The 23,181-nt window shown below is 59.5% G+C and carries 21 protein-coding genes and 2 pseudogenes; 18 read left to right on the top strand and 5 right to left on the bottom strand.

What is annotated here, in order from left to right; genetic code table 11:
* Positions 1 to 5: 5 nt before the first annotated feature.
* Together AC1D2Q_RS24295 and AC1D2Q_RS24290 are read left to right on the top strand one after the other, a co-directional pair.
* A complete protein-coding gene (locus AC1D2Q_RS24295; protein WP_105340627.1) occupies positions 6 to 1,016 on the top strand; it encodes a class 1 fructose-bisphosphatase in 1,011 nt (336 codons plus the stop codon).
* 3 nt (positions 1,017 to 1,019) lie between these two features.
* Complete coding sequence (locus tag AC1D2Q_RS24290) at positions 1,020 to 1,622, top strand: DUF924 family protein (RefSeq protein WP_477814807.1); 603 nt, start codon at positions 1,020 to 1,022, stop codon at positions 1,620 to 1,622.
* Position 1,623: 1 nt separating this feature from the next.
* Here the strand turns inward: AC1D2Q_RS24290 and AC1D2Q_RS24285 are convergent, their stop codons facing one another.
* The 4 genes and pseudogenes from AC1D2Q_RS24285 to AC1D2Q_RS24270 form a co-directional block, all read right to left on the bottom strand.
* Positions 1,624 to 1,956 (bottom strand): type II toxin-antitoxin system RelE/ParE family toxin, encoded by a 333-nt coding sequence (locus tag AC1D2Q_RS24285; RefSeq protein ID WP_477814806.1) that lies wholly within the window; start codon positions 1,954 to 1,956, stop codon positions 1,624 to 1,626.
* Entirely contained in the window at positions 1,953 to 2,225 is a 273-nt protein-coding gene (locus AC1D2Q_RS24280) for a type II toxin-antitoxin system Phd/YefM family antitoxin (RefSeq protein ID WP_477814805.1), read from the bottom strand. The genes AC1D2Q_RS24285 and AC1D2Q_RS24280 overlap by 4 nt, the downstream gene beginning before the upstream one ends.
* A gap of 226 nt (positions 2,226 to 2,451) precedes the next feature.
* Positions 2,452 to 3,216: a methyl-accepting chemotaxis protein gene (locus AC1D2Q_RS24275; RefSeq protein WP_477814881.1), complete on the bottom strand. Its 765-nt coding sequence runs from the start codon at positions 3,214 to 3,216 to the stop codon at positions 2,452 to 2,454.
* A gap of 93 nt (positions 3,217 to 3,309) precedes the next feature.
* Positions 3,310 to 4,332 (bottom strand): annotated as a pseudogene (locus tag AC1D2Q_RS24270) (HAMP domain-containing protein); the annotation flags it as partial.
* Positions 4,333 to 4,628: 296 nt separating this feature from the next.
* On the opposite strand from AC1D2Q_RS24270, the gene AC1D2Q_RS24265 reads away from it, so the two are divergent.
* Together AC1D2Q_RS24265 and AC1D2Q_RS24260 are read left to right on the top strand one after the other, a co-directional pair.
* A complete protein-coding gene (locus AC1D2Q_RS24265; RefSeq protein ID WP_019581819.1) occupies positions 4,629 to 4,883 on the top strand; it encodes a hypothetical protein in 255 nt (84 codons plus the stop codon).
* A gap of 33 nt (positions 4,884 to 4,916) precedes the next feature.
* Positions 4,917 to 5,486, top strand: coding sequence for a lipocalin family protein (locus AC1D2Q_RS24260; RefSeq protein WP_019650810.1), 570 nt, complete (start codon positions 4,917 to 4,919; stop codon positions 5,484 to 5,486).
* Positions 5,487 to 5,546: 60 nt separating this feature from the next.
* On the opposite strand, the gene AC1D2Q_RS24255 is transcribed toward AC1D2Q_RS24260, so the two are convergent.
* Positions 5,547 to 6,911, bottom strand: a complete 1,365-nt coding sequence (locus AC1D2Q_RS24255) for a formimidoylglutamate deiminase (RefSeq protein WP_477814804.1) — start codon at positions 6,909 to 6,911, stop codon at positions 5,547 to 5,549.
* A gap of 146 nt (positions 6,912 to 7,057) precedes the next feature.
* On the opposite strand from AC1D2Q_RS24255, the gene hutC reads away from it, so the two are divergent.
* The 14 genes and pseudogenes from hutC to AC1D2Q_RS24185 all read left to right on the top strand — a co-directional run bounded on the left by hutC (position 7,058) and on the right by AC1D2Q_RS24185 (position 23,082).
* Entirely contained in the window at positions 7,058 to 7,768 is a 711-nt protein-coding gene (hutC, locus tag AC1D2Q_RS24250) for a histidine utilization repressor (RefSeq protein ID WP_162135916.1), read from the top strand.
* A 12-nt stretch (positions 7,769 to 7,780) separates the two neighbouring features.
* On the top strand, positions 7,781 to 8,350 hold the full coding sequence (locus AC1D2Q_RS24245; RefSeq protein WP_477814803.1) for a HutD/Ves family protein: 570 nt from the start codon (positions 7,781 to 7,783) through the stop codon (positions 8,348 to 8,350).
* Positions 8,351 to 8,817: 467 nt separating this feature from the next.
* Positions 8,818 to 10,515, top strand: a complete 1,698-nt coding sequence (gene hutU, locus AC1D2Q_RS24240; protein WP_477814802.1) for a urocanate hydratase — start codon at positions 8,818 to 8,820, stop codon at positions 10,513 to 10,515.
* 170 nt (positions 10,516 to 10,685) lie between these two features.
* Entirely contained in the window at positions 10,686 to 11,654 is a 969-nt protein-coding gene (locus AC1D2Q_RS24235) for an ABC transporter substrate-binding protein (protein ID WP_477814801.1), read from the top strand.
* Between the two features lie 70 nt (positions 11,655 to 11,724).
* Entirely contained in the window at positions 11,725 to 12,576 is an 852-nt protein-coding gene (locus AC1D2Q_RS24230) for an ABC transporter permease (protein WP_018929182.1), read from the top strand.
* Positions 12,573 to 13,403, top strand: coding sequence for a quaternary amine ABC transporter ATP-binding protein (locus AC1D2Q_RS24225; protein WP_096481383.1), 831 nt, complete (start codon positions 12,573 to 12,575; stop codon positions 13,401 to 13,403). The genes AC1D2Q_RS24230 and AC1D2Q_RS24225 overlap by 4 nt, the downstream gene beginning before the upstream one ends.
* Before the next feature lie 108 nt (positions 13,404 to 13,511).
* On the top strand, positions 13,512 to 15,050 hold the full coding sequence (gene hutH, locus AC1D2Q_RS24220) for a histidine ammonia-lyase (protein ID WP_477814800.1): 1,539 nt from the start codon (positions 13,512 to 13,514) through the stop codon (positions 15,048 to 15,050).
* Positions 15,051 to 15,163: 113 nt separating this feature from the next.
* Entirely contained in the window at positions 15,164 to 16,702 is a 1,539-nt protein-coding gene (hutH, locus tag AC1D2Q_RS24215; protein WP_305410852.1) for a histidine ammonia-lyase, read from the top strand.
* A gap of 83 nt (positions 16,703 to 16,785) precedes the next feature.
* Positions 16,786 to 18,195, top strand: a complete 1,410-nt coding sequence (locus AC1D2Q_RS24210) for an amino acid permease (RefSeq protein WP_477814799.1) — start codon at positions 16,786 to 16,788, stop codon at positions 18,193 to 18,195.
* A 17-nt stretch (positions 18,196 to 18,212) separates the two neighbouring features.
* The gene (hutI, locus tag AC1D2Q_RS24205; protein ID WP_477814798.1) at positions 18,213 to 19,418 is read left to right on the top strand and encodes an imidazolonepropionase; all 1,206 of its coding nucleotides are present in this window, start codon (positions 18,213 to 18,215) and stop codon (positions 19,416 to 19,418) included.
* 10 nt (positions 19,419 to 19,428) lie between these two features.
* The gene (gene hutG, locus AC1D2Q_RS24200; protein ID WP_477814797.1) at positions 19,429 to 20,232 is read left to right on the top strand and encodes an N-formylglutamate deformylase; all 804 of its coding nucleotides are present in this window, start codon (positions 19,429 to 19,431) and stop codon (positions 20,230 to 20,232) included.
* Positions 20,233 to 20,817: 585 nt separating this feature from the next.
* Positions 20,818 to 20,978, top strand: a pseudogene (locus AC1D2Q_RS24195) (N-formylglutamate deformylase); the annotation flags it as partial.
* Between the two features lie 236 nt (positions 20,979 to 21,214).
* Positions 21,215 to 22,162: a choline ABC transporter substrate-binding protein gene (locus tag AC1D2Q_RS24190; protein WP_477814796.1), complete on the top strand. Its 948-nt coding sequence runs from the start codon at positions 21,215 to 21,217 to the stop codon at positions 22,160 to 22,162.
* Complete coding sequence (locus tag AC1D2Q_RS24185) at positions 22,162 to 23,082, top strand: alpha/beta hydrolase (RefSeq protein ID WP_477814795.1); 921 nt, start codon at positions 22,162 to 22,164, stop codon at positions 23,080 to 23,082. The genes AC1D2Q_RS24190 and AC1D2Q_RS24185 overlap by 1 nt, the downstream gene beginning before the upstream one ends.
* The last annotated feature ends 99 nt before the right edge of the window (positions 23,083 to 23,181 follow it).

Genomic DNA, 23,181 nt, shown 5'->3' with positions numbered 1-23,181 from the left:
CGTCCATGTCCCGCGTTACCCTGAGTCGCTATTTGATTGAGCAGACCCGCAGCAACAACACTCCTGCCGATCTGCGTTTCCTGATCGAAGTGGTGGCGCGTGCCTGTAAGGAAATCAGCCACGCTGTCTCCAAAGGCGCCCTGGGTGGTGTCCTGGGCAGCATGGGCACCGAAAACGTCCAAGGCGAAGTGCAGAAGAAACTCGACGTGCTGTCCAACGAGATCCTGCTTGAAGCCAACGAGTGGGGCGGTCACCTGGCCGGCATGGCGTCCGAAGAAATGGACAATGCCTACCAGATCCCGGGCAAATACCCGAAAGGCGCCTACCTGCTGGTATTCGACCCACTGGACGGTTCGTCGAACATCGATATCAACGCACCGGTCGGTACTATCTTCTCGGTGCTGCGTTGCCCGAACGAATACCTGAGCCAGAACGAACCTCTGAACGAAAAGGCTTTCCTGCAGCCAGGCACTGAGCAGGTAGCCGCCGGTTATGCCATTTACGGCCCGCAGACCATGCTGGTGCTGACCTTGGGCGATGGCGTAAAAGGCTTCACCCTGGACCGTGAAATGGGCAGCTTCGTCCTGACCCATGAAGACATCACCATTCCTGAAGCCACCCAGGAGTTCGCCATCAACGCGTCCAACCAGCGTCACTGGGAAGCTCCGGTACAGCGCTACGTGGGCGAATTACTGGCAGGCGAAGAAGGCCCGCTGAAAAAGAACTACAACATGCGTTGGGTCGCCGCGATGGTGGCCGACGTGCACCGCATCCTGACCCGCGGCGGTCTGTTCATGTACCCACGCGACAGCCGCGAGCCGTCGAAGCCAGGCAAACTGCGCCTGATGTACGAAGCCAACCCGATGTCGTTCCTGGTTGAACAAGCGGGTGGCGCTTCCACTGACGGTCACCAGCGCATCCTCGACATCCAGCCGGAAGGCCTGCACCAGCGTGTTGCGGTGTTCCTTGGTTCGAAAGAAGAAGTTGCCCGCGTCACGGCTTACCACAAGGAATAAAACATGACCGCGCCCTGGCAGCCGTTACTCGACTGGTGGTTCGGATCTTTCGAATCACCCAACGAAATAGCGGCGGCCCAGGGCAAGTTATGGTTCGGCAAGCGTGACAGTCAGGACCTCGAGGCGCGGATGCGTTTCGGGGACCTGGTCGAGCAGGCACTGGCCGGCGGATTGACTGAATGGGCGCAACGTCCCGAAGGTTGGCTGGCCCTGGTGCTGTTGCTCGATCAACTGCCGAGAATGATCTTTCGCGACACCCCCAAATCCTTTTCCGGCGACGTCAGGGCCCAGGCACTGGTGGCGCAAGGCATTGCCGCGGATTTCGATCGGCAACTGCGACCGATCCAGCGGGTTTTTATCTATCTGGTGTTCGAACACTGCGAAAATCTGGCGGTGCAGAACGAAGCGGTTTCGCGGTTTCTCGATCTGGTTGAACAGCAAGCCGAGGCGGATCGCGCGGTGTTTGCCAGCAACCTTGATTACGCCGAACGGCATCAGAAGATCATTGCGCGATTTGGGCGGTTTCCCCATCGCAATGCGGTGTTGGGGCGTGAATCTACGCCTGAGGAGCTGGAGTTTTTGAGTGGGCCGGGGTCGCGGTTCTGACTCACGGTTTCCCTTGCAGCAGTCGTTTCATCAGCAGTGTCGGCAGGTTTTTTCGCGTATCGGCAATGATGTGGACGTAAACCGTTTGCTCCCGCACTTCATAAATGATCCGGTTCATTCCTGAGAGAATTTGTCGATATTGGCTGAGATTGAGCTTCTCGATCTCTTCCGGGACTGGCCCTGCATAGGGCTGACTTCCCAAATGGCGGATGGCTGCCTTTAGATTGGCGTAGGTGTTTTGCCATGTCTGTGCAGCAAACTGATTGGTGAGATAGGTACGAATTTCTTTTAGGTCTGTTTCGGCGGATTGAAGAATGACGACCTTTAAACTCATGGATGGTCGGCCTTGTCCAAATCAGCGAAGACGTCTTCAGCATCCCGAAACTTGCCCTCTTCAATCTCCCGATTACCCATCGCCAAGAGCTTTAAAAGAGCCATTGTGTCTTCTTGCTCTTCAAAGCTTTTCACATCCATGACCACGAGCTTCGCTTCACCATTTTGGGTGATCACCAAGGGTTCACGGCTCTCTGTGATTGTTTTGACGATTTCCGCAGTGTGGCTTTTCAGGTAACTGATCGGCTTTATTTGAGATGAAAGCTTCATGGAGTGAGCCTCGCCAGATTGAATAGGACTGAGTTTAGTCTTAATTCAGTCCTGCGTCAGGTTCTTCCGACCGGCGTTTTTTGTAGAGCATGAGCCAAAGGCTTCAGACAATCATTGCGCCTGATGCCGCCTTCGCGGGTAAGCCTCGCTCAGGATTGGCGCATCATTGGGGACTGCGCACAATCTGTAGGATCGAGGCTTGCCCGCGAAGAGGCCCGCAAAAGCACTAGATCCGGAAACTACCCACCAACTGCTTCAACCGCGCCGCTTGCTGCTCAAGATCAGCACACGCACGCAAAGTCGACTGCAGGTTCTCCACACCTTCCTGGTTCAGCGTGTTGATCTCGGAGATGTCGACATTGATCGATTCCACCACGGCGGTCTGTTCTTCGGTCGCGGTAGCCACCGACTGGTTCATCCCGTCGATTTCACCGATGCGCTGCGTCACGCTGCCCAGGCGTTCGCCGGCCTGGTTGGCGATGCCGACGCTGCTTTCGCTCTGGCGCTGGCTGTCGGTCATGGTGCTGACCGCTTCCCGGGCGCCAACTTGCAGCTCCTCGATCATCTTCTGCACTTGCTGCGCCGAATCCTGAGTGCGGTGGGCGAGGTTGCGTACTTCGTCGGCCACCACGGCAAAACCACGGCCGGCTTCACCGGCACGGGCCGCTTCGATGGCCGCGTTGAGGGCCAGCAGGTTGGTCTGTTGCGAGATGCTGGTGATCACTTCCAGAATCTGCCCGATGTTCACCGTGTTGCTGTTCAGGGTTTCGATATTGCCGCACGAATCGCTGATTTTTGCCGAAAGCTGGTGCATCGCGGCGATGGTTTTATCCACTACCTGCTGACCCTCTTCGGCCAGGCTGCGCGCGTCGCTCGAATGTTGCGAGGCGAGGGCGGCATTCTGGGCGATTTCCTGGGCGGCGGCCCCGAGCTGGTTGATCGCTGCCGCGACGCTGCTGGTGCGCGAGGCCTGTTGATCGGAGTTGAACATCGACGAGTTCGAGGCCGCCACTACGCGCAGGGCAACTTCGTTGACCTGGCCGGTGGCCGAAGATACTTCGCGGATCGAGGTATGGATACGCTCCACGAAACGGTTGAACGAGGTGCCCAGAGCACCGAATTCGTCCTGGCCATGAATGGTCAGGCGTTTGGTCAGGTCGCCTTCGCCCTCGGCGATGTCATGCATGGCACGGCCCATGATCAGCAGAGGCTGCATCAGCACGCGGATCAACATGCTCAGCAGCGCGATGATGATCACCACGGCGATGACCATGGCGATGATCGCCGAGGTGCGGAATTCGCTGAGCATCGAGAACGCGGTTTCCTGATCCAGCACCAGCGCCACATACCAGTCCGCCGACGGCACACCGTTAACGTGGGTGAAGGAGATGAACTGGGTTTTACCGTCCAGTTCGACTTCTTTCAGGCCCGAACTGACTTTCGGCGCGCCGTTGGGGTAGGCGTCGGCCAGGTTCTTGAGTATCAGTTTGCTGTCCGGGTGGATCAGGATCTTGCCATCGGCACTGACAATGAACGCATGGCCATGACCGCCGAAGTTCAGCGAGTTGATGATCGCGCTGACGCTGGACAGGTCGATATCCGCGCCGGCGACGCCAATCATCTGGCTCTGGTACTTCACCGGCGTGGCCACGGTGATCACCAGTTTGCCCGACGACGCCGCGATGTAGGGTTCGGTGACGATGGTCTGTTGCGCGTTGTTGGCTGCCTTGTACCAGCCACGGGCGCGAGGGTCGTAGTCCGCGGCGCGGTTGCCGGCCGGGATCGAGAACATCACGCCATCGGTGCCGCCGAAGTAGCTCAGCTGGAAGTTGCCGGTATAGGCCGGCAGGTCGATGGCGCGTTTGAGATTGGCCGGGGCGCTGCCATCCACGGCGATCTGCTGGGACAGCGATTGCAGCAATTGGATGCGGCTTTCCAGCCAGGTCTGGATGTTGCTGGTGGTCAGGCTGCCGAGTTCATGCATCGAGGACTCGGTACTGCTGCGCAGGGTTTGACGCTGGCGGTAATCGTTGAACAGGATGAAACAGGCGAATGCAACGGCCACCACGAGAGCGGCTGCCAACAAGATCTTGTGGCTGAATTTCATGTTTCTGGTCATTAAATGATCTACCGCGCAGTGGCTGGTCAGCAAAGGGGCGTCAATTTGCCACAGTCGAGGGCTTGGCGCTGCTTTTATGTCGACTGGCCAGCGCCAAAGATTAGGCGGGTATTGACGAAAACCGACGAAATACCGAATGACCTGAGAAAGGGGCTGATTTATCGGTAAAAGGCTGACGAGTGGCCTAATAAATAGGCGGACGGTCGGGGAACCAGATTAGGGTTTTCTCTTCTAAGCTTCTGGTTGGCAACATGCCACCTCTCTTCCGCTCCAGGAGTTACACCATGTCGCTGCGTTCTATCGCCTTGCTCTCGTTCTGCGTGCTGTTGGCCGCGTGCAGCAAGATCAATCAGGAAAATTATTCGAAGCTGTCGACCGGCATGCCCAAGGCCGAGGTTGAAACCTTGCTGGGCAAACCCACCGATTGCTCGGGCGCACTCGGCATGTCCAGCTGCACCTGGGGCGACAAAAACAGCTTTATCAGCGTGCAGTATGCCGGTGACAAAGTGCTGATGTTTTCGGGCCAAGGCCTGAAGTAAACCGGGGCTTTTCGCCCACGGGAGAAAAAAATAATGAAGCGGTTCCTGATCGTTCTTTTTGCCGGCCTGGTATTGGCCGGCTGCGCCTCTTCTGGCGTAGATCCGTTGGCGCCCAAGACCGTCAATAGTGTCAACCTCAAGCGTTACCAGGGAACCTGGTACGAATTGGCGCGTCTGCCGGTGTATTTCCAGCGTAACTGTGCGCAATCCGAAGCCCATTACAGCCTCAAGCCTGACGGTGAGATGGCGGTGCTGAACCGCTGCCTGACCTCGCAATGGCAATGGGAAGAGGCCAAGGGCAGGGCTTATCCACAGGTACCCGGCAAGGCCGACAAGCTGTGGGTCGAGTTCGATACCTGGTTCTCGAGACTGATACCCGGTGTGTCGAAGGGAGAATACTGGGTGTTGTACGTCAGCGATGACTACAAAACCGCGATTGTCGGCGACCCGAGCCGCCATCATCTCTGGCTGCTGTCACGGACCCCGACGGTCAATGGCGTAGTGCGTGAAGAACTGCTGAGCAGGGCGCGTCAGCAGGGCTATGACACGACGCGACTGATCTGGCGTACGTCGGATAGCAAGATGGCCAAGACCTCGAACTAACGGTCACCGAAGAGCAAAAACTGTGGGAGTGAGCAGGCTCGCTCCCACAGTTTTTTTGCGTCAGCCCAAGAGATCGCGCAGGACTTGGGTGAATGCCCGGTTACTCTCTTCCTCGTCGGCATGCCGCCCATCGCGCACGACCCACTGGCCATTGACCAGCACATCCCGGACCTGGCGATCGCCACCGGCAAATAGCCAACGATTGAGAATCCCGTCGCCACTGGCCGTCGCCAGGTACGGATCGTTGCCATCCAGCACCAACCAATCCGCGCGCTTGCCGACTTCCAGGGCGCCGATCGGCTGCCCCAACGCCTGGGCGCCGCCATCCAGCGCTGCGTCGTACAGCGTGCGGCCGACCATCGGCTGATTCGCGCCATACAACCGATTACGCCGCTGATCGCGCAGACGCTGGCCGTATTCCAGCCAGCGCAATTCTTCCACCACGCTCAACGACACATGGCTGTCGGAACCGATACCCATGCGCCCGCCCTGCGCCAGGAAGTCCACCGCCGGGAAAATCCCGTCGCCGAGGTTGGCTTCAGTGGTCAGGCACAGGCCGGCGATGGCGCGGCTCTTGGCCATGAGCGTGACTTCTTCCGGGTTGGCGTGGGTGGCGTGGACCAGGCACCAGCGTTGATCGACTTCGGTGTTTTCGTACAGCCATTGCAGCGGACGGCGACCGCTCCAGCTAAGGCAGTCGTCGACTTCCTTCTGCTGCTCGGCGATGTGAATGTGCACCGGGCACTGCTTGTCGCTGGCCGCCAGCACTTCGCTGATCTGCTGCGGTGTGACCGCGCGTAACGAGTGGAAACACAGGCCGAGCGACTGCGCCGGTTGCTGCGCCAGAATCGGCTGCAAACGCGACTGAAGCTTCAGGTAGTTTTCGGTGCTGTTGATAAAGCGGCGCTGGCCTTCGTTCGGGGTCTGGCCGCCGAAGCCGGAATGGCTGTAGAGCACCGGCAGCAAGGTCAAACCGATACCGGCGGAGCTGGCCGCCTGGCTGATGCGCAGTGCCAGTTCGGCCGGGTCCGCATACGGCTGGCCATTATTGTCGTGATGGACGTAATGAAATTCAGCGACCGATGTGTAACCGGCCTTGAGCATTTCGATGTACAGCTGACGGGCGATGACGCCGAGTTGGTCCGGGCTGATTTTTCCGACGAGCCGATACATCAGATCGCGCCAGGTCCAGAAACTGTCATTCGGATTACCCGCCACTTCCGCCAGGCCGGCCATGGCCCGCTGGAAGGCGTGGGAGTGTAAATTCGGCATTCCCGGCAGCAGCGGACCGCTCAACCGTTCGGCGCCATCTGCGTGGGAATCGGCCAGGATATGGGTCAGCACGCCATCGGCGTTGACTTCAAGACGTACATTGTTGGCCCATCCACTAGGCAGCAGCGCGCGTTCGGCAAAGAAGGCGGACATGGTTCAGCACCCCATCGTGTGTTATTTGTATATACATATACAGACGTTTGCCTGCTCGGTAAACTCCGGCAAGCTAGCAACCTCTACCAAATGAACAAGGATTAACCGTGCCGACTCCGCCTGCAGTCTCCCCGTTGGCCGCGAACATGGGCGACAGTCCGGCGCCCTTGTACGCCCGCGTAAAACAGATGATCACCCAGCAAATCGACAGTGGAAACTGGCCGCCGCACTACCGCGTCCCGTCGGAAAGCGAACTGGTCAGCCAGCTGGGTTTCAGCCGCATGACCATCAACCGCGCCCTGCGCGAGATGACTGCCGACGGCCTGTTGGTGCGTATGCAAGGCGTCGGAACGTTCGTCGCCGAGCCGAAAAGTCAGTCTGCGCTGTTTGAAGTGCACAACATCGCCGACGAGATCGCCTCCCGTGGCCATCGTCACACGTGCAAGGTGATCACCCTCGAAGAAGAGGCCGCCGGTTCCGAGCGGGCCCTGGCCCTGGACATGCGCGAAGGCCAGAAGGTGTTCCACTCGCTGATCGTGCATTTCGAAAACGATATCCCGGTGCAAATCGAAGACCGTTTCGTCAACGCGCTGGTGGCGCCGGACTACCTCAAGCAAGACTTCACCCTGCAAACGCCTTATGCCTATCTGAATCAGGTCGCACCGTTGACCGAAGGCGAGCATGTGGTCGAAGCGATTCTCGCCGAGCCGTCCGAATGCAAGTTGCTACAGATTGAAAAGGGCGAACCGTGCCTGCTGATTCGTCGCCGCACCTGGTCCGGCCGTCAGCCAGTGACCGCCGCCCGTTTGATCCACCCCGGTTCCCGTCATCGTCTGGAAGGACGGTTCCACAAATAAAAAGAGCCATAAATGAGTCAGTTGAAGGTTTTACGCGCGGCCGATTATCCGCGCATGCCGTGGAAGAACGGCGGCGGCAGCACTGAAGAAATTACTCGCGATACGGGTGTAGGCCTTGATGGTTTTGGCTGGCGCCTGTCGATTGCCGACATTGGCGAGTCGGGCGGTTTTTCCACCTTTGCCGGTTATGAGCGGGTGATCACCGTACTGCAAGGCGAGGGTATGACCTTGCGCGTCGATGGCCAGGACACGCGGGCGTTGTTACCGCTGGACCCGTTTGCCTTCAGTGGCGAAAGTCATGTGTCCTGCGCATTGCTCGGTGGACCGATTCGCGACTTCAACCTGATTTATGCGCCGGACCGTTACAGTGCGCGGTTGCAGTGGCTGGAAGGCAAGCAGCGGTTTTTTAGTGAGGCCGGGATTCTTCTGGTGTTCAGTGTCAGTGAAGCGCTTGAAGTGAAGGTCGGTAACAACGCATCGCAACTCGGTCGCCATGATTGCCTGCAACTGGACGGTAACGTCGGTCTGCAGGACGTCGCCATCAATGGCTCGTGCTGTGTGATCGAACTGATCGCACGCTGATTCAAAATCCCCAAAAGATCGCAGCCTTCGGCAGCTCCTACGGGTTCGATGTCCATCCACAATATTTGTGGTGAACACGATCAATGTAGGAGCTGCCGAAGGCTGCGATCTTTTGCTTTTAGGCGTTCCCCATCGCGCACCAATTTGTTACCGAACGCCCCAGCGTGGCGCAAAACCATGCTCAAGTAACAACCGGCACGTCCCCGAATAAATCCCCGCGAAAAATTTCATCTACGCCAGAACCCTCGATCCAGGCGCTTTCCAGCCCTGCCAAAAATTTTCTTCAAGGTTCCTCCAACAAGTTGGCCGCTTGATTGCATATGCTTGTATGTACAAGTAAGGACGTATGTGTATGAGTCACGAAGACTCAACCATCGTCCACTGATTCGCTGATGTGCACTGATGCCCATCGGCTTGCTCGCCCACTACCTGGGTTGGTTTGGATTGATTGCTGAGGAGTTCTTTTCGTGACTGAGAAAAAACCTACTACCGCCTCTTTTACAAAGCACCGTGACGTTGAAATCCGCGCTGCCCGCGGTAACAAGCTGACCGCCAAGAGCTGGCTGACTGAAGCGCCGCTGCGCATGCTGATGAACAACCTCGACCCGGAAGTCGCCGAGAACCCTAAAGAACTGGTGGTTTACGGTGGTATCGGTCGTGCGGCACGTAACTGGGAATGCTACGACAAGATCGTCGAAAGCCTGACCAACCTGAACGACGACGAGACCCTGCTGGTGCAATCCGGCAAGCCGGTCGGCGTGTTCAAGACCCACAGCAACGCACCACGCGTTCTGATTGCCAACTCCAACCTGGTACCACACTGGGCGAACTGGGAACACTTCAACGAACTCGACGCCAAAGGCCTGGCCATGTACGGCCAGATGACCGCCGGCAGCTGGATCTACATCGGCAGCCAGGGCATCGTTCAAGGCACCTACGAAACCTTCGTCGAAGCCGGTCGCCAGCATTACAACGATGATCTGAAAGGTCGTTGGGTCCTGACCGCAGGCCTCGGTGGCATGGGCGGCGCTCAGCCTCTGGCCGCAACCCTGGCTGGCGCTTGCTCGCTGAACATCGAATGCCAACAAGTGAGTATCGATTTCCGTCTGAAAAGCCGTTACGTCGACGAGCAAGCCAAAGACCTCGACGACGCCCTGGCCCGTATCGCCAAATACACTGCCGAAGGTAAGGCGATCTCCATCGCCCTGCTGGGCAACGCTGCAGAAATCCTCCCGGAACTGGTCCGTCGTGGCGTGCGCCCGGACATGGTCACCGACCAGACCAGCGCCCACGACCCGCTCAACGGTTACCTGCCAGCCGGCTGGACCTGGGACGAATACCGCGCTCGCGCCAAGACCGAACCTGCTGCCGTGGTCAAAGCCGCCAAGCAATCGATGGCCGTGCACGTTAAAGCGATGCTGGACTTCCAGAAAATGGGCGTGCCGACCTTCGACTACGGCAACAACATTCGTCAGATGGCGCAAGAAGAAGGCGTGGAAAACGCATTCGACTTCCCGGGTTTCGTACCGGCTTACATCCGTCCGTTGTTCTGCCGTGGCATCGGCCCGTTCCGTTGGGCTGCGCTGTCGGGCGACCCGCAGGACATCTACAAGACCGACGCTAAAGTCAAAGAACTGATCCCGGACGACGCCCACCTGCACAACTGGCTGGACATGGCCCGCGAGCGCATCAGCTTCCAGGGTCTGCCGGCACGTATCTGCTGGGTTGGCCTGGGCCTGCGCGCCAAGCTCGGTCTGGCGTTCAACGAAATGGTCCGTAGCGGTGAGCTGTCGGCGCCAATCGTGATCGGTCGCGACCACCTGGACTCCGGTTCCGTATCCAGCCCGAACCGCGAAACCGAATCGATGCAGGACGGTTCCGACGCCGTGTCCGACTGGCCACTGCTCAACGCTCTGCTGAACACCGCGAGCGGCGCCACCTGGGTTTCCCTGCACCACGGCGGCGGCGTCGGCATGGGCTTCTCCCAGCACTCGGGCATGGTGATTGTCTGCGACGGTACCGACGAAGCGGCCGAGCGTATCGCTCGCGTGCTGCACAACGACCCGGCCACCGGTGTCATGCGTCACGCCGATGCGGGTTACCAGATCGCGATCGACTGCGCCAAGGAACAGGGGCTGAACCTGCCGATGATCACCGGCAAATAAGAGAAAAGACCACTGCAGGAGCTGTCGCGGCAGCTCCTGCAGAGATCACGATGTTGCAGACCCAACAATAAGCGGGGCGGGTCGCGCGTAGCGCAGGCCTGATTGGACGTGGACAGGGCTGGATGCCTCTTGACTGCCGTAAGCCAACTCATGATTAGGAGCGTCACACAATGAAATCGAACAAGACCCTGCTGACCACTTTGCTTTCCATGGGCCTGCTGGCCAGTGCCGGTGCTACCCAGGCGGCTGGCTGGTGCGAATCGGGTAAACCGGTGAAATTCGCCGGCCTGAACTGGGAAAGCGCCATGCTGCTGACCGACGTGCTGCAAGTCGTGTTGGAGAAAGGCTACGGCTGCAAGACCGACAGCCTGCCGGGCAACTCCATCACCATGGAAAACGCCCTGAGCAGCAACGACATCCAAGTGTTCGCCGAAGAGTGGGTCGGCCGCAGCGAAGTCTGGAACAAGGCCGAGAAGGCCGGCAAGGTCGTCGGTGTCGGCGCTCCGGTGGTGGGTGCCGTCGAAGGCTGGTACGTGCCGCGCTACGTGATCGAAGGCGACGCCAAGCGCAAACTGGAAGCCAAGGCTCCGGACCTGAAAAACATTGCCGACCTGGCTAAATATTCCGCGGTGTTCAAGGACGCCGAAGAACCATCCAAAGGGCGTTTCTACAACTGCCCGGCCGGCTGGACCTGCGAGCTGGATAACAGCGAAATGCTGAAAAGCTACGGCCTGGAAAACAGCTACACCAACTTCCGTCCAGGCACCGGCCCGGCGCTGGATGCGGCGGTGCTGTCGAGCTACAAGCGTGGCGAGCCGATCCTGTTCTACTACTGGTCGCCAACCCCGCTGATGGGCCAGATCGACGTGGTCAAACTGGAAGAAAAACCGGGTGTCGACAAGCGCGTGACCATCAAGGTCGGCCTCTCCAAGACTTTCCACGAGCAGGCCCCGGAACTGGTGACCGTGCTGGAAAAGGTCAACCTGCCGATCGACCTGCTGAATCAGAACCTGGGGCGTATGGCCAAAGAGCGGATCGAGTCGCCAAAACTGGCCAAGATCTTCTTGAAGGAACATCCTGAAGTATGGCACGCGTGGGTGAGCGAAGACGCAGCCAAGAAAATCGACGCGGCCTTGTAGGTTGAGCCTCTCCGACTGTCGGCAACGGCAGTCGGATGCTTGATCGCAACCCCTTGATTGAGAGTCTCTTATGTTTCCCGAAAGCTTTACCTTTTCCATCGCCGACTGGGTCAACGGTTGGGTCGATACGCTGGTCACCAACTACGGCGACGTGTTCCGCAGCATCTCTGACACCCTGCTGTGGGCCATCGTCAATCTTGAAGGGCTGCTGCGTGCGGCGCCCTGGTGGCTGATGCTGGCGATCGTGGCGGGCGTAGCCTGGCACGCGACCCGCAAAGTCGTGACCACGGCGGTCATCGTCGGCCTGCTGTTCCTGGTGGGCGCGGTCGGTCTCTGGGACAAGCTGATGCAGACCCTGGCGCTGATGATGGTGGCGACGGTCATCTCGGTGCTGATCGGCATTCCGTTGGGCATTCTTTCTGCGCGCAGCAATCGCCTGCGTTCGGTGTTGATGCCGTTGCTGGACATCATGCAAACCATGCCGAGCTTCGTGTACCTGATCCCGGTGCTGATGCTGTTCGGCCTGGGCAAGGTCCCGGCGATTTTCGCTACCGTTATTTACGCTGCGCCGCCGCTGATCCGCCTGACCGATCTGGGTATTCGCCAGGTTGACGGTGAAGTGATGGAAGCTATCAACGCCTTCGGTGCCAACCGCTGGCAGCAACTGTTCGGCGTGCAACTGCCGCTGGCCCTGCCGAGCATCATGGCCGGGATCAACCAGACCACCATGATGGCCCTGTCGATGGTGGTGATCGCCTCGATGATCGGTGCCCGTGGCTTGGGTGAAGACGTATTGGTGGGGATTCAGACCCTCAACGTCGGACGTGGTCTTGAGGCCGGTCTGGCGATCGTGATTCTGGCAGTGGTGATCGACCGCATTACACAGGCGTACGGTCGTGCACGGCATGAGGTGAGCAAATGAGCAACGCAGCCATCAGCAAGATTGAAGTCAAAAACGTCTTCAAGATTTTCGGCAACCGTTCCAAGGATGCGCTGGCCATGATTAGCCAGGGCAAAACCAAAGACCAGGTGCTGGCCGAAACCGGTTGCGTGGTCGGCGTGAATGACCTGTCGCTGAGCATCGGCACCGGCGAGATCTTCGTGATCATGGGCCTGTCGGGTTCCGGCAAATCGACCCTGGTGCGTCACTTCAACCGCCTGATCGACCCGACCAGCGGCGCGATCCTGGTGGATGGCGTGGACATCCTGCAATACGACATGGAAGCCCTGCGCGAATTTCGCCGGCACAAGATCAGCATGGTGTTCCAGAGCTTCGGCCTGCTGCCGCACAAAAGCGTGCTGGATAACGTCGCCTATGGCCTGAAAGTGCGTGGCGAGAGCAAGCAGGTATGCTCCGAGCGCGCGCTGCACTGGATCAACACCGTGGGCCTGAAGGGCTACGAAAACAAATACCCGCATCAGCTTTCCGGCGGTATGCGCCAGCGTGTGGGCCTGGCTCGCGCCCTGGCGGCGGACACCGACATCATCCTGATGGACGAAGCCTTCAGCGCCCTCGACCCGCTGATCCGCGCCGAAATGCAGGACCAGTTGCTGGAACTGCAAAAGACCCTGCACAAGACCATCGTCTTCATCACCCACGACCTCGACGAGGCCGTGCGCATCGGCAACCGCATCGCGATCCTCAAGGATGGCCGACTGATTCAGGTCGGCACGCCACGAGAGATCCTGCATTCGCCGGCGGATGAGTATGTAGACCGGTTCGTACAGCGGCGGGCGGCGGTGGTTTGAGACCCTGAAAGATCGCAGCCTTCGGCAGCTCCTACGCCGGGCACGGTTGGCTTCTGTAGGAGCTGCCGCAGGCTGCGATCTTTTGATTTTATTTGAATGAGGTTGAAGATGTCCCAGGCTGAAAGAATCGTTATCGCCGACGCCCCGTTGCGTTGGCAGGATGTGGTCGCGGTCGCCCGCCATGGCGCGCAGCTCGAGCTGTCGGCCCAAACCTGGGCGCGGATCGAAAATGCCCAGGCGATCGTCCAGCGCATCGTCGCCAGCGGCGAGCGCGCCTATGGCGTCAACACCGGCCTGGGCGCGTTGTGCAACGTTTCGCTCAAGGACGAACAACTCAGCCAGTTGTCGCGCAACACCTTGCTCAGCCATGCCTGTGGCGTCGGCGCACCGCTGGCCGACGAGCAGACCCGCGCGATCATTTGCGCCGCGATCCACAACTATAGCCATGGTAAATCCGGCATTCACCGCCGGGTGGTCGAAGCGTTGTTGGCGCTGCTCAATCGCGGCATCACTCCGCAAGTGCCATCCCAGGGGTCGGTCGGTTACCTGACCCACATGGCCCACATCGGCATCGCGCTGCTGGGCGTCGGCAATGTCAGCTATCGCGGGCAGATCGTTTCTGCACAACAAGCCTTGGCCGAAGAAGGGCTGCAACCGGTTCAACTGGGTGCCAAAGATGGTTTGTGCCTGGTCAACGGCACACCGTGCATGACCGGCCTCAGCTGCCTGGCCCTGGCCGATGCAACGAACCTGGTGCAGTGGGCCGATGTGATCGGCGCCATGAGCTTCGAAGCCCTGCGTGGTCAGATTGCCGCGTTCGATGCCGAGATCATCGCGCTCAAACCGCACCCGGGCATGCAGCAGGTGGGTATCAATCTGCGAGCGTTGCTCGACGGCAGTGAAGTGATCGCCAACAGCAAAGGCATTCGCACTCAGGATGCGCTGAGCATTCGCTCGATTCCGCAAGTGCACGGCGCTGCCCGCGATCAGCTTGAACACGCCAGAAAGCAGATCGAAACTGAACTCAACTCTGTCACTGACAACCCGATGCTGCTGGGCACGCCGGACAACTTCCGCGTCATGTCCCAGGCCAACCCCCACGGCCAATCGGTTGCTATGGCGGCTGACTTGCTGGCGATCGCCATGGCCGAAATCGGCTCCATCGCCGAGCGTCGCCTGGACCGCTTGGTCAACCCGCACGTCAGTGGTTTGCCGGCCTTTCTGGTGGCCAATCCGGGCGTGAACTCCGGGATGATGATCGTGCAATACGTCGCCGCGTCGCTGTGTGCGGAAAACCGCCAGTTGGCGCAACCGGCGGTGCTCGATAACTACGTCACTTCGGGCTTGCAGGAAGACCACCTGAGCATGGGCACCAACGCCGCGCTGAAGCTGCATCGCGCGTTGGAAAACTGCACGCAGATCCTCGCCATCGAGTACCTGTTGGCAGCTCAGGCTTTTGAATTCTTGAAGGCTGACTTTTCCAAGGGCTCGGGTTTTGGCGCCGGCACCGATGCCGCGTGGCGCCTGCTGCGCGAACGTATTCCAGCCTACGACCAGGACCGCTGGCTGGCGCCGGACATCGCCAGCGCCGCGGCTGTTTTGAAAGACCCGATTTTGTTGCACAAGGCTGTACCGAACCTCAACTGATTTCCACAACCACCAGCGTGCCAAGGCGCGGCCCCTCCAAAAGGCGGGAAGCGACGGACAACGGATATCTCCGGAGCGTCTGGTTAGTTAATAAAAATGCTCTCAAAAGGAGAATGAATGTGACTGCGCTTAATTTGATTCCCGGCCAACTGAGCCTTGCCCAACTGCGTGATGTGTATCAGCAACCGGTCAAAGTCACCCTCGACGAAAGCGCTTCGGCGCAAATCGAAGCCAGCGTTGCCTGCGTGGAACAGATCCTCGCCGAGAACCGCACCGCGTATGGCATCAACACCGGTTTCGGCCTGCTGGCCTCGACCCGCATCGCCAGTGAAGACCTGGAAAACCTCCAGCGCTCGCTGGTGCTGTCCCATGCCGCCGGTGTCGGCGAGCCGATCAGCGACGCCCTGGTGCGGCTGGTCATGGTGCTCAAGGTCAACAGTCTGAGCCGTGGTTTCTCCGGTATTCGTCGTCAGGTGATCGACGCACTGATCGCGCTGATCAATGCCGAGGTTTACCCGCATATTCCTCTGAAAGGTTCGGTCGGTGCATCCGGCGATTTGGCGCCGTTGGCGCACATGTCGCTGGTGCTGCTGGGCGAAGGCAAGGCGCGTTACAAAGGTGAATGGCTGCCGGCCACCGAAGCGCTGAAAGTCGCCGGTCTGACACCGCTGACCCTGGCAGCGAAAGAAGGCCTGGCGTTGCTTAACGGCACTCAGGTATCCACCGCCTACGCCCTGCGTGGTTTGTTCGAAGGCGAAGATCTGTTCGCCGGCGCCCTGGCCCTTGGCGGCCTGACGGTCGAAGCGGTACTGGGCTCGCGCTCGCCATTCGACGCGCGTATTCATGCCGCTCGCGGCCAGAAAGGCCAGATCGACGCCGCTGCCGCTTACCGCGATTTGCTGGGCGAGCGCAGTGAAGTGTCTGATTCGCACCAGAACTGCGAAAAGGTCCAGGATCCGTACTCCCTGCGCTGCCAGCCGCAAGTCATGGGCGCCTGCCTGACCCAGTTCCGTCAGGCCGCCGAAGTGCTTGCCATCGAAGCCAACGCCGTATCGGACAACCCGTTGGTGTTCGCCGCTGAAGGCGACGTGATTTCCGGCGGTAACTTCCACGCCGAGCCGGTGGCCATGGCTGCCGACAACATGGCCCTGGCCATCGCCGAAATCGGCTCCCTGAGCGAGCGCCGTATCTCGCTGATGATGGACAAGCACATGTCGCAACTGCCGCCGTTCCTGGTGGCCAATGGCGGTGTGAACTCCGGTTTCATGATCGCCCAGGTGACTGCTGCGGCACTGGCCAGCGAGAACAAGGCGCTGTCCCATCCGCATTCGGTGGACAGCCTGCCGACTTCCGCCAACCAGGAAGACCATGTATCCATGGCGCCGGCTGCCGGCAAGCGTTTGTGGGAAATGGCCGAGAACACTCGCGGGATTCTCGCGGTGGAATGGTTGGCGGCGGCCCAGGGTCTGGATCTGCGCGACGGCCTGAAAACCTCGCCAAAACTGGAAAAAGCCCGCGCCATCCTGCGTGCTGAAGTGCCGTTCTATGAGAAGGATCGCTTCTTTGCACCGGACATCAATGCGGCCAGTGAGTTGTTGGCCACGCGTTGCCTGAATGACCTGGTGACGGCGAAGTTGCTGCCTAGCCTGTAATAGCTCCTTCTCTGATGATCGTTCCCACGCGGAGCGTGGGAACGATCAATTTAGCGTCGAATAAGAATAATTAAGGACGAGAGATGCAACAGCCAGCAAAAGGTTTGAAACGCGGGCTCTCTGCCCGACATATTCGCTTCATGGCACTGGGGTCGGCGATCGGCACCGGGCTGTTTTACGGTTCTGCCTCGGCCATTCAAATGGCCGGCCCCGCGGTCCTGCTCGCTTACCTGATCGGTGGCGCGGCGGTGTTCATGGTCATGCGCGCCCTTGGCGAGATGGCGGTGCATAACCCGGTGGCCGGTTCATTCGGCCAGTACGCCAGCACCTATCTGGGGCCAATGGCGGGCTTTATCCTCGGTTGGACCTACGCATTTGAAATGGTCATCGTCGGTATGGCCGACGTGACCGCGTTCGGCATTTACATGGGTTTCTGGTTTCCGGAAGTCTCCCGCTGGATCTGGGTGCTGGGCATCGTTTCGGTGGTCGGCGGCTTGAACCTGTGCAACGTCAAAGTCTTCGGCGAAATGGAGTTCTGGTTGTCACTGCTCAAGGTCGCGGCCATCGTCGCGATGATCCTTGGCGGTTTCGGCATCATGCTGTTCGGCATCAGCAATGCGCCCGGTGCCCAGGCGACCGATTTCAGCAACCTCTGGACCCAGGGCGGCTTCATGCCCAATGGCGTGGGCGGCTTGATCGCCTCATTTGCGGTGGTGATGTTTGCCTTTGGCGGTATTGAAATCATCGGCGTTACCGCCGGTGAAGCCAAAGACCCGCAGCATGTGCTGCCTCGCGCGATCAATGCCGTACCGTTGCGCATCCTGCTGTTCTACGTGCTGACGATGCTGGTGCTGATGTCGATCTTCCCGTGGCAGCAGATCGGCAGCCAAGGCAGCCCGTTCGTGCAGATTTTCGACAACCTGGGGATCAGCTCGGCGGCGACCATCCTCAATATCGTGGTGATCTCGGCGGCGGTGTCGGCCATCAACAGTGACATCTTCGGCGCGGGCCGCATGATGTATGGCCTGGCTCAGCAAGGGCACGCACCTAAAGGCTTCGCCCGCTTGTCGCGCAATGGCGTGCCGTGGTTGACGGTGATGGTGATGAGCTGCGCGCTGCTGCTGGGTGTGTTGCTGAACTACCTGATCCCGGAAAACGTGTTTCTGCTGATCGCCTCCATCGCGACCTTTGCCACGGTGTGGGTCTGGCTGATGATTCTGTTCACCCAAGTGGCCATGCGTCGCTCCATGAGTGCCGAGCAGGTCGCACAATTGAAATTCCCGGTGCCGTTCTGGCCCTATGCGCCAATGGCGGCGATTGCCTTCATGCTGTTCGTCTTCGGCGTGCTGGGCTATTTCCCGGACACCCAGGCGGCGTTGATCGTTGGCGTGGTCTGGATTGCATTGCTGGTGCTGGCCTACCTGACGTGGGTCAAGCCGGCGGCAGGCAAGGCGGTACCGGTGGAACAGGAACCCACTTTTTCTCATCGATAACCTAACGGAGGCCAAGGATGAAAACGCTCTGGCAACACTGTCACGTCGCGACCATGGCGCAAGGCGTCTACTCGATCATCGAGGATGCGGCCATCGTGACGTCCGGTGCGCACATTCAGTGGATTGGTCCGCGCGGTGAACTGCCGGCCGGTGAGTACCCGGCGGTCAATGACCTCAAGGGGGCCTGGGTCACTCCGGGCCTGATCGACTGCCACACCCACACGGTGTTCGGCGGCAATCGCAGCGGCGAATTCGAGCAGCGCCTGCAAGGCGTCAGCTACGCGGAAATCGCCGCTGCCGGCGGCGGCATTGCCAGCACCGTGCGCGCTACCCGCGCCGCCAGTGAAGACGAACTGTTCGCCAGCGCCGCCAAGCGTCTGAAAAGCCTGATGCGTGATGGCGTGACCACCGTCGAAATGAAATCCGGCTACGGCCTGGACCTGGCCAGCGAACGCAAGATCCTGCGGGTGATCCGTCGTCTCGGCGCTGAGCTACCCGTCAGCGTGCGCAGCACGTGCCTGGCGGCCCACGCCTTGCCGCCGGAATACACCGACCGCGCCGACGCGTACATCGATCACATTTGCAGCGAAATGCTCCCGGCCCTGGCGGCCGAAGGGCTAGTGGATGCGGTGGACGCTTTCTGCGAATACCTGGCGTTTTCGCCGCAGCAGGTCGAGCGGGTATTCGTCGCCGCGCAGAACCTCGGCTTGCCGGTGAAGCTGCACGCCGAGCAATTGTCGTCGCTGCACGGTTCGAGCCTGGCGGCGCGTTATCACGCACTGTCCGCCGATCATCTGGAGTTCATGACCGAAGACGACGCCATCGCCATGGCCCAGTCCGGCACCGTCGCGGTATTGCTGCCCGGCGCGTTTTACTTTCTGCGGGAAACCCAATTGCCGCCGATGGAAGCCCTGCGCAAACACGGGGTGAAAATCGCCATCGCCAGCGACCTAAACCCGGGCACCTCGCCGGCGTTGTCGTTGCGCTTGATGCTGAACATGGCCTGCACCTGTTTGCGCATGACTCCGGAAGAGGCGCTGGCGGGCGCGACTATTCATGCCGCCACCGCGTTGGGCATGGGCCAAACCCACGGTTCGCTGGAAGCCGGCAAGGTCGCAGACTTCGTCGCCTGGCAAATCGATCGTCCGGCCGACCTGTCGTACTGGCTGGGCGGCGACCTGGAAAAACGCGTCGTGCGTCACGGCGTTGAATCAAATCTGTAGGAGAGCGGTTGTGGATAAGGTTCTGAACTTCAAACAAGGCCGCGTGCCGCTGCTGATCAGCATGCCCCACGCCGGCCTGCGCCTGACCCCGACGGTGGAAGCGGGGTTGATCCCCGACGCGAAAAGCCTGCCGGACACCGATTGGCATATCCCCAGGCTTTATGAATTCGCCGCCGAACTGGGCGCCAGCACCCTGGCGGCCGAGTACTCGCGGTTTGTCATCGACCTGAACCGGCCGTCCGACGACAAGCCCTTATATGTCGGCGCCACCACCGGTCTGTATCCGGCGACGCTGTTCGATGGCGTGCCGTTGTTCCGCGAAGGGCTGGAGCCGTCGGCTGCAGAACGGGCGACGTATCTGGAGCAGATCTGGACGCCGTACCACCGCACCTTGCAGGAAGAACTGACGCGGCTGAAAGCCGAGTTCGGCTACGCGCTGCTGTTCGACGCGCACTCGATCCGCTCGGTGATCCCGCACCTGTTCGACGGCAAGCTGCCGGACTTCAACCTCGGCACCTTCAACGGCGCCAGTTGCGATCCGCAGCTGGCCACACAGCTGGAAGCGATCTGCGCGAAGCACACCGATTACAGCCATGTGCTGAACGGTCGCTTCAAGGGCGGTCACATCACCCGGCATTACGGTAACCCCGCCGAGAACATTCATGCCGTGCAACTGGAGTTGGGCCAGTGCACGTATATGGAAGAGTTCCAGCCGTTCCGTTATCGCCCGGATCTGGCGGCACCGACTCAGGTGGTGCTCAGGGAGTTGCTGCAAGGGTTGTTGGCGTGGGGGCAGCGGCTGTATTTGAAGTAACAAGGGGACTGTGCAGTCGCTTGTTTTTTCTGCATACAATTGCGTCGCGGTGTAGCTGACTCAAATGTTAAATGGGCTGCCAGAAATAGGCAGCCCATTCAATATGGTGGTTAACGAAGTGCTGGATGATGCTCCCGTCTGGGTCTCCAGTAAAGTCTCGACTTATTGGCCCATTAATGCACAAGAATCTACCTTCGTGACTTGAGCATCTGACTTTGCATATTTTGCTTTGAGTTTACTTTCTGCGTCCTCTGCTGAGGAAGCTTGGATAGGCAGTTTTATATACTGCGGGTTAGTGAGGTCTGTACTCATTGTAAATTTACAAATGTATGTCTGATCTCCAGCAAAGGCGTGGGTGGATAGTGCACAGACCGAGATCAATGCCAGCGACCCGAGGCAGTGCTTGAATGATTTGGTATTGAAGTTCATCGCTATATCCTTATAAGAGTATCGATTTGAAGTTCTATTTATATCTGTTTGTCGATGGTGGTCTACTGTCATATTTGATAGGTCTAATTGATTTCTTATGATTATTTGAAATTGATGGCTTTTTCTTATGCGATTTAATGCTTCTGGTCGCCGGTTATAAATACCCATGCGGTGCAGTTTGAGTTGGGCCAGTGCACGTATATGGAAGAGTTCCAGCCGTTCCGTTATCGCCCGGATCTGGCGGAACCGACTCAGGTGTGCTCCGGGAGTTGCTGCAGGGGTTGTTGGCGTGGGGGCAGCAGCGTTACGGCGCATAAGATCAAAAGATCGCAGCCTGCGGCAGCTCCTACATGGAATTTCGGTTCACTCAAACGTGCGCTGGAATACGTTCCTGTAGGAGCTGCCGCAGGCTGCGATCTTTTCGGGCTGTCGCCACCGTGCAAAACACGGTCGCCACAGGTCACTTTTGCCGACTCGGCGCTGCGTAACGTTGTGGGCACGGTGCACAAAGACACCGGGCCCACAACAATCTGCTGCCGAACGAGCCTTCCCGATGAAACGACTGTTCAACCGCTGTCTGTTAATCCTCACCGGCACTGCTCTTCTGAGCACCAGCGTTTTCGCCAACGACCCCGCTTCCTGCAAGACCGTGCGCATGGGCGTGGTCAACTGGACCGACGTCATTGCCACCAGCGGCATGGCCGATGTGCTGCTCAATGGCCTTGGCTACGAAAGCAAGCAAACCAGCGCCGTGCAACAAATCATCTTCGCTGGTATTCGCGACAAGCGTCTGGATGTTTTCCTCGGTTACTGGAAACCGGCGATGGACAAGAACATCGCCCCGTTCGTGTCCGCGAATCAGGTGAAGGTCATGGACAAACCGAGCCTGGCCGACGCCCAGGCAACGCTCGCGGTACCTGACTACGTCGCTGCCGCCGGCCTGAAAACCTTCGCCGACATCGCCAGATTCAAGGATCAGCTCGGTGGAAAGATTTACGGTATCGAGCCAGGCAGCGGCGCCAACACCACCATCAAAACCATGATCGAGACCAACCGCTTCGGCTTGAAGGATTTCAAGCTGATCGAGTCCGGTGAGGCCGGGATGCTCGCCGCGGTGCAACGGGCGGTCAATCGCAAGGAGTTCGTGGTGTTCGTCGGCTGGACCCCGCATCCGATGAACATCAACATGAACATCGCCTACCTGACCGGCAGCGAAGACGTCTATGGCCCGAACGAAGGCGCGGCGACCGTCTCCACCGTGACCGCGCCGGACTATGCCGAGCGTTGCCCGAACGTGAACCGTCTATTGGAAAACCTGACCTTCACCGCCGCTCAGGAAAGCCAGTTGATGGTGCCGATCATGGAGCGCAAGACGCCGCAGGATGTCGCCAAACAGTGGTTGCGCGATCATCCCGAAGACCTTCAGCGCTGGCTGGCGGGTGTCAGCAGTTTCGATGGCAAGGATGGCGTGGCAACCGTTCAGGCCAGTTTGAAACCCTGATGGCCGCGTATCCGATCTCTGCGCAGATGTCGGCATTCGTCGAGAAAACCCTCAGCTTCAACAGCACTGACAGCAGCCTCGCCGGTATGCGTCAGGCCTACAGCGGGATGTGCCGGGCGTTTACCCCGCCACATCCCGCGGGGCTTGAGGTGGTCGATTTCGAGTTGGCGGGAGTGGCGGTACGCGCCTGGCAACCACCGGTTCCGCGGCCGACCAACGGTTGGCCCTGCATTGTGTATCTGCATGGCGGCGGTTGGGTGGTGGGGGATCTGGATTCCCATGACTTCATCTGCGCCGAACTGGCATCGGTGCTCGGTGTGTTGGTGATCGCCGTCGATTATCGGCTGGCGCCGGAGCATCCGTTTCCGGCGGCGTTCGATGACTGCCTGAGTGTCTGGCGCGCGTTGCGCGCGGGGCCGTTTCAGCTCGACCCCGCGCGGACGCTGGTGGCCGGCGACAGCGCTGGCGGCAACCTTGCCGCTGCGCTGTGTCTGGCCTTGCGCGATGCCGACGAACCGGCGCCTTGTGCGCAGGTGCTGATCTATCCGGGCCTGGGCGGTGATCACCGGTTGCCATCACGCGGCGAATGCGCCGACGCGCCATTGCTCAGCAGCAGCGACCTGGATTGTTATCACGCGCTGTACCTGGGCGGCATCCGTCAGCCAACGGCCTATGCGATGCCCTTGCTCGCCGACGACTTCAGCGGCCTGCCGCCGGCGCTGATCGCTGTGGCGCAGTTCGACCCGTTGCGCGATGACGGCGTGCTTTACGCCGGGCGACTCAACGCCGCCGGCGTGAGCGCAATGCTTTATTACGGCCAGGGACTGGTTCATGGTTGTTTGCGGGCGCGGGGGCAGGTTGCCGAGGTCGACCGGCTCTATGAAACCCTACTCGGCTATTTGGCTGACAAGACGGGCTGACAAGCGCTGACGCTGCAAGGGGCATGCTCATTGAAGTAATTCGGGTTTATGATGCCGGACGGCAGAATAATAGAAGTCCCTACAGGGATGACCTCGACC

It is taken from the genome of Pseudomonas sp. P1_A1, from assembly GCF_056406935.1.
This window is presented reverse-complemented; position numbering and strand designations above follow the sequence as displayed.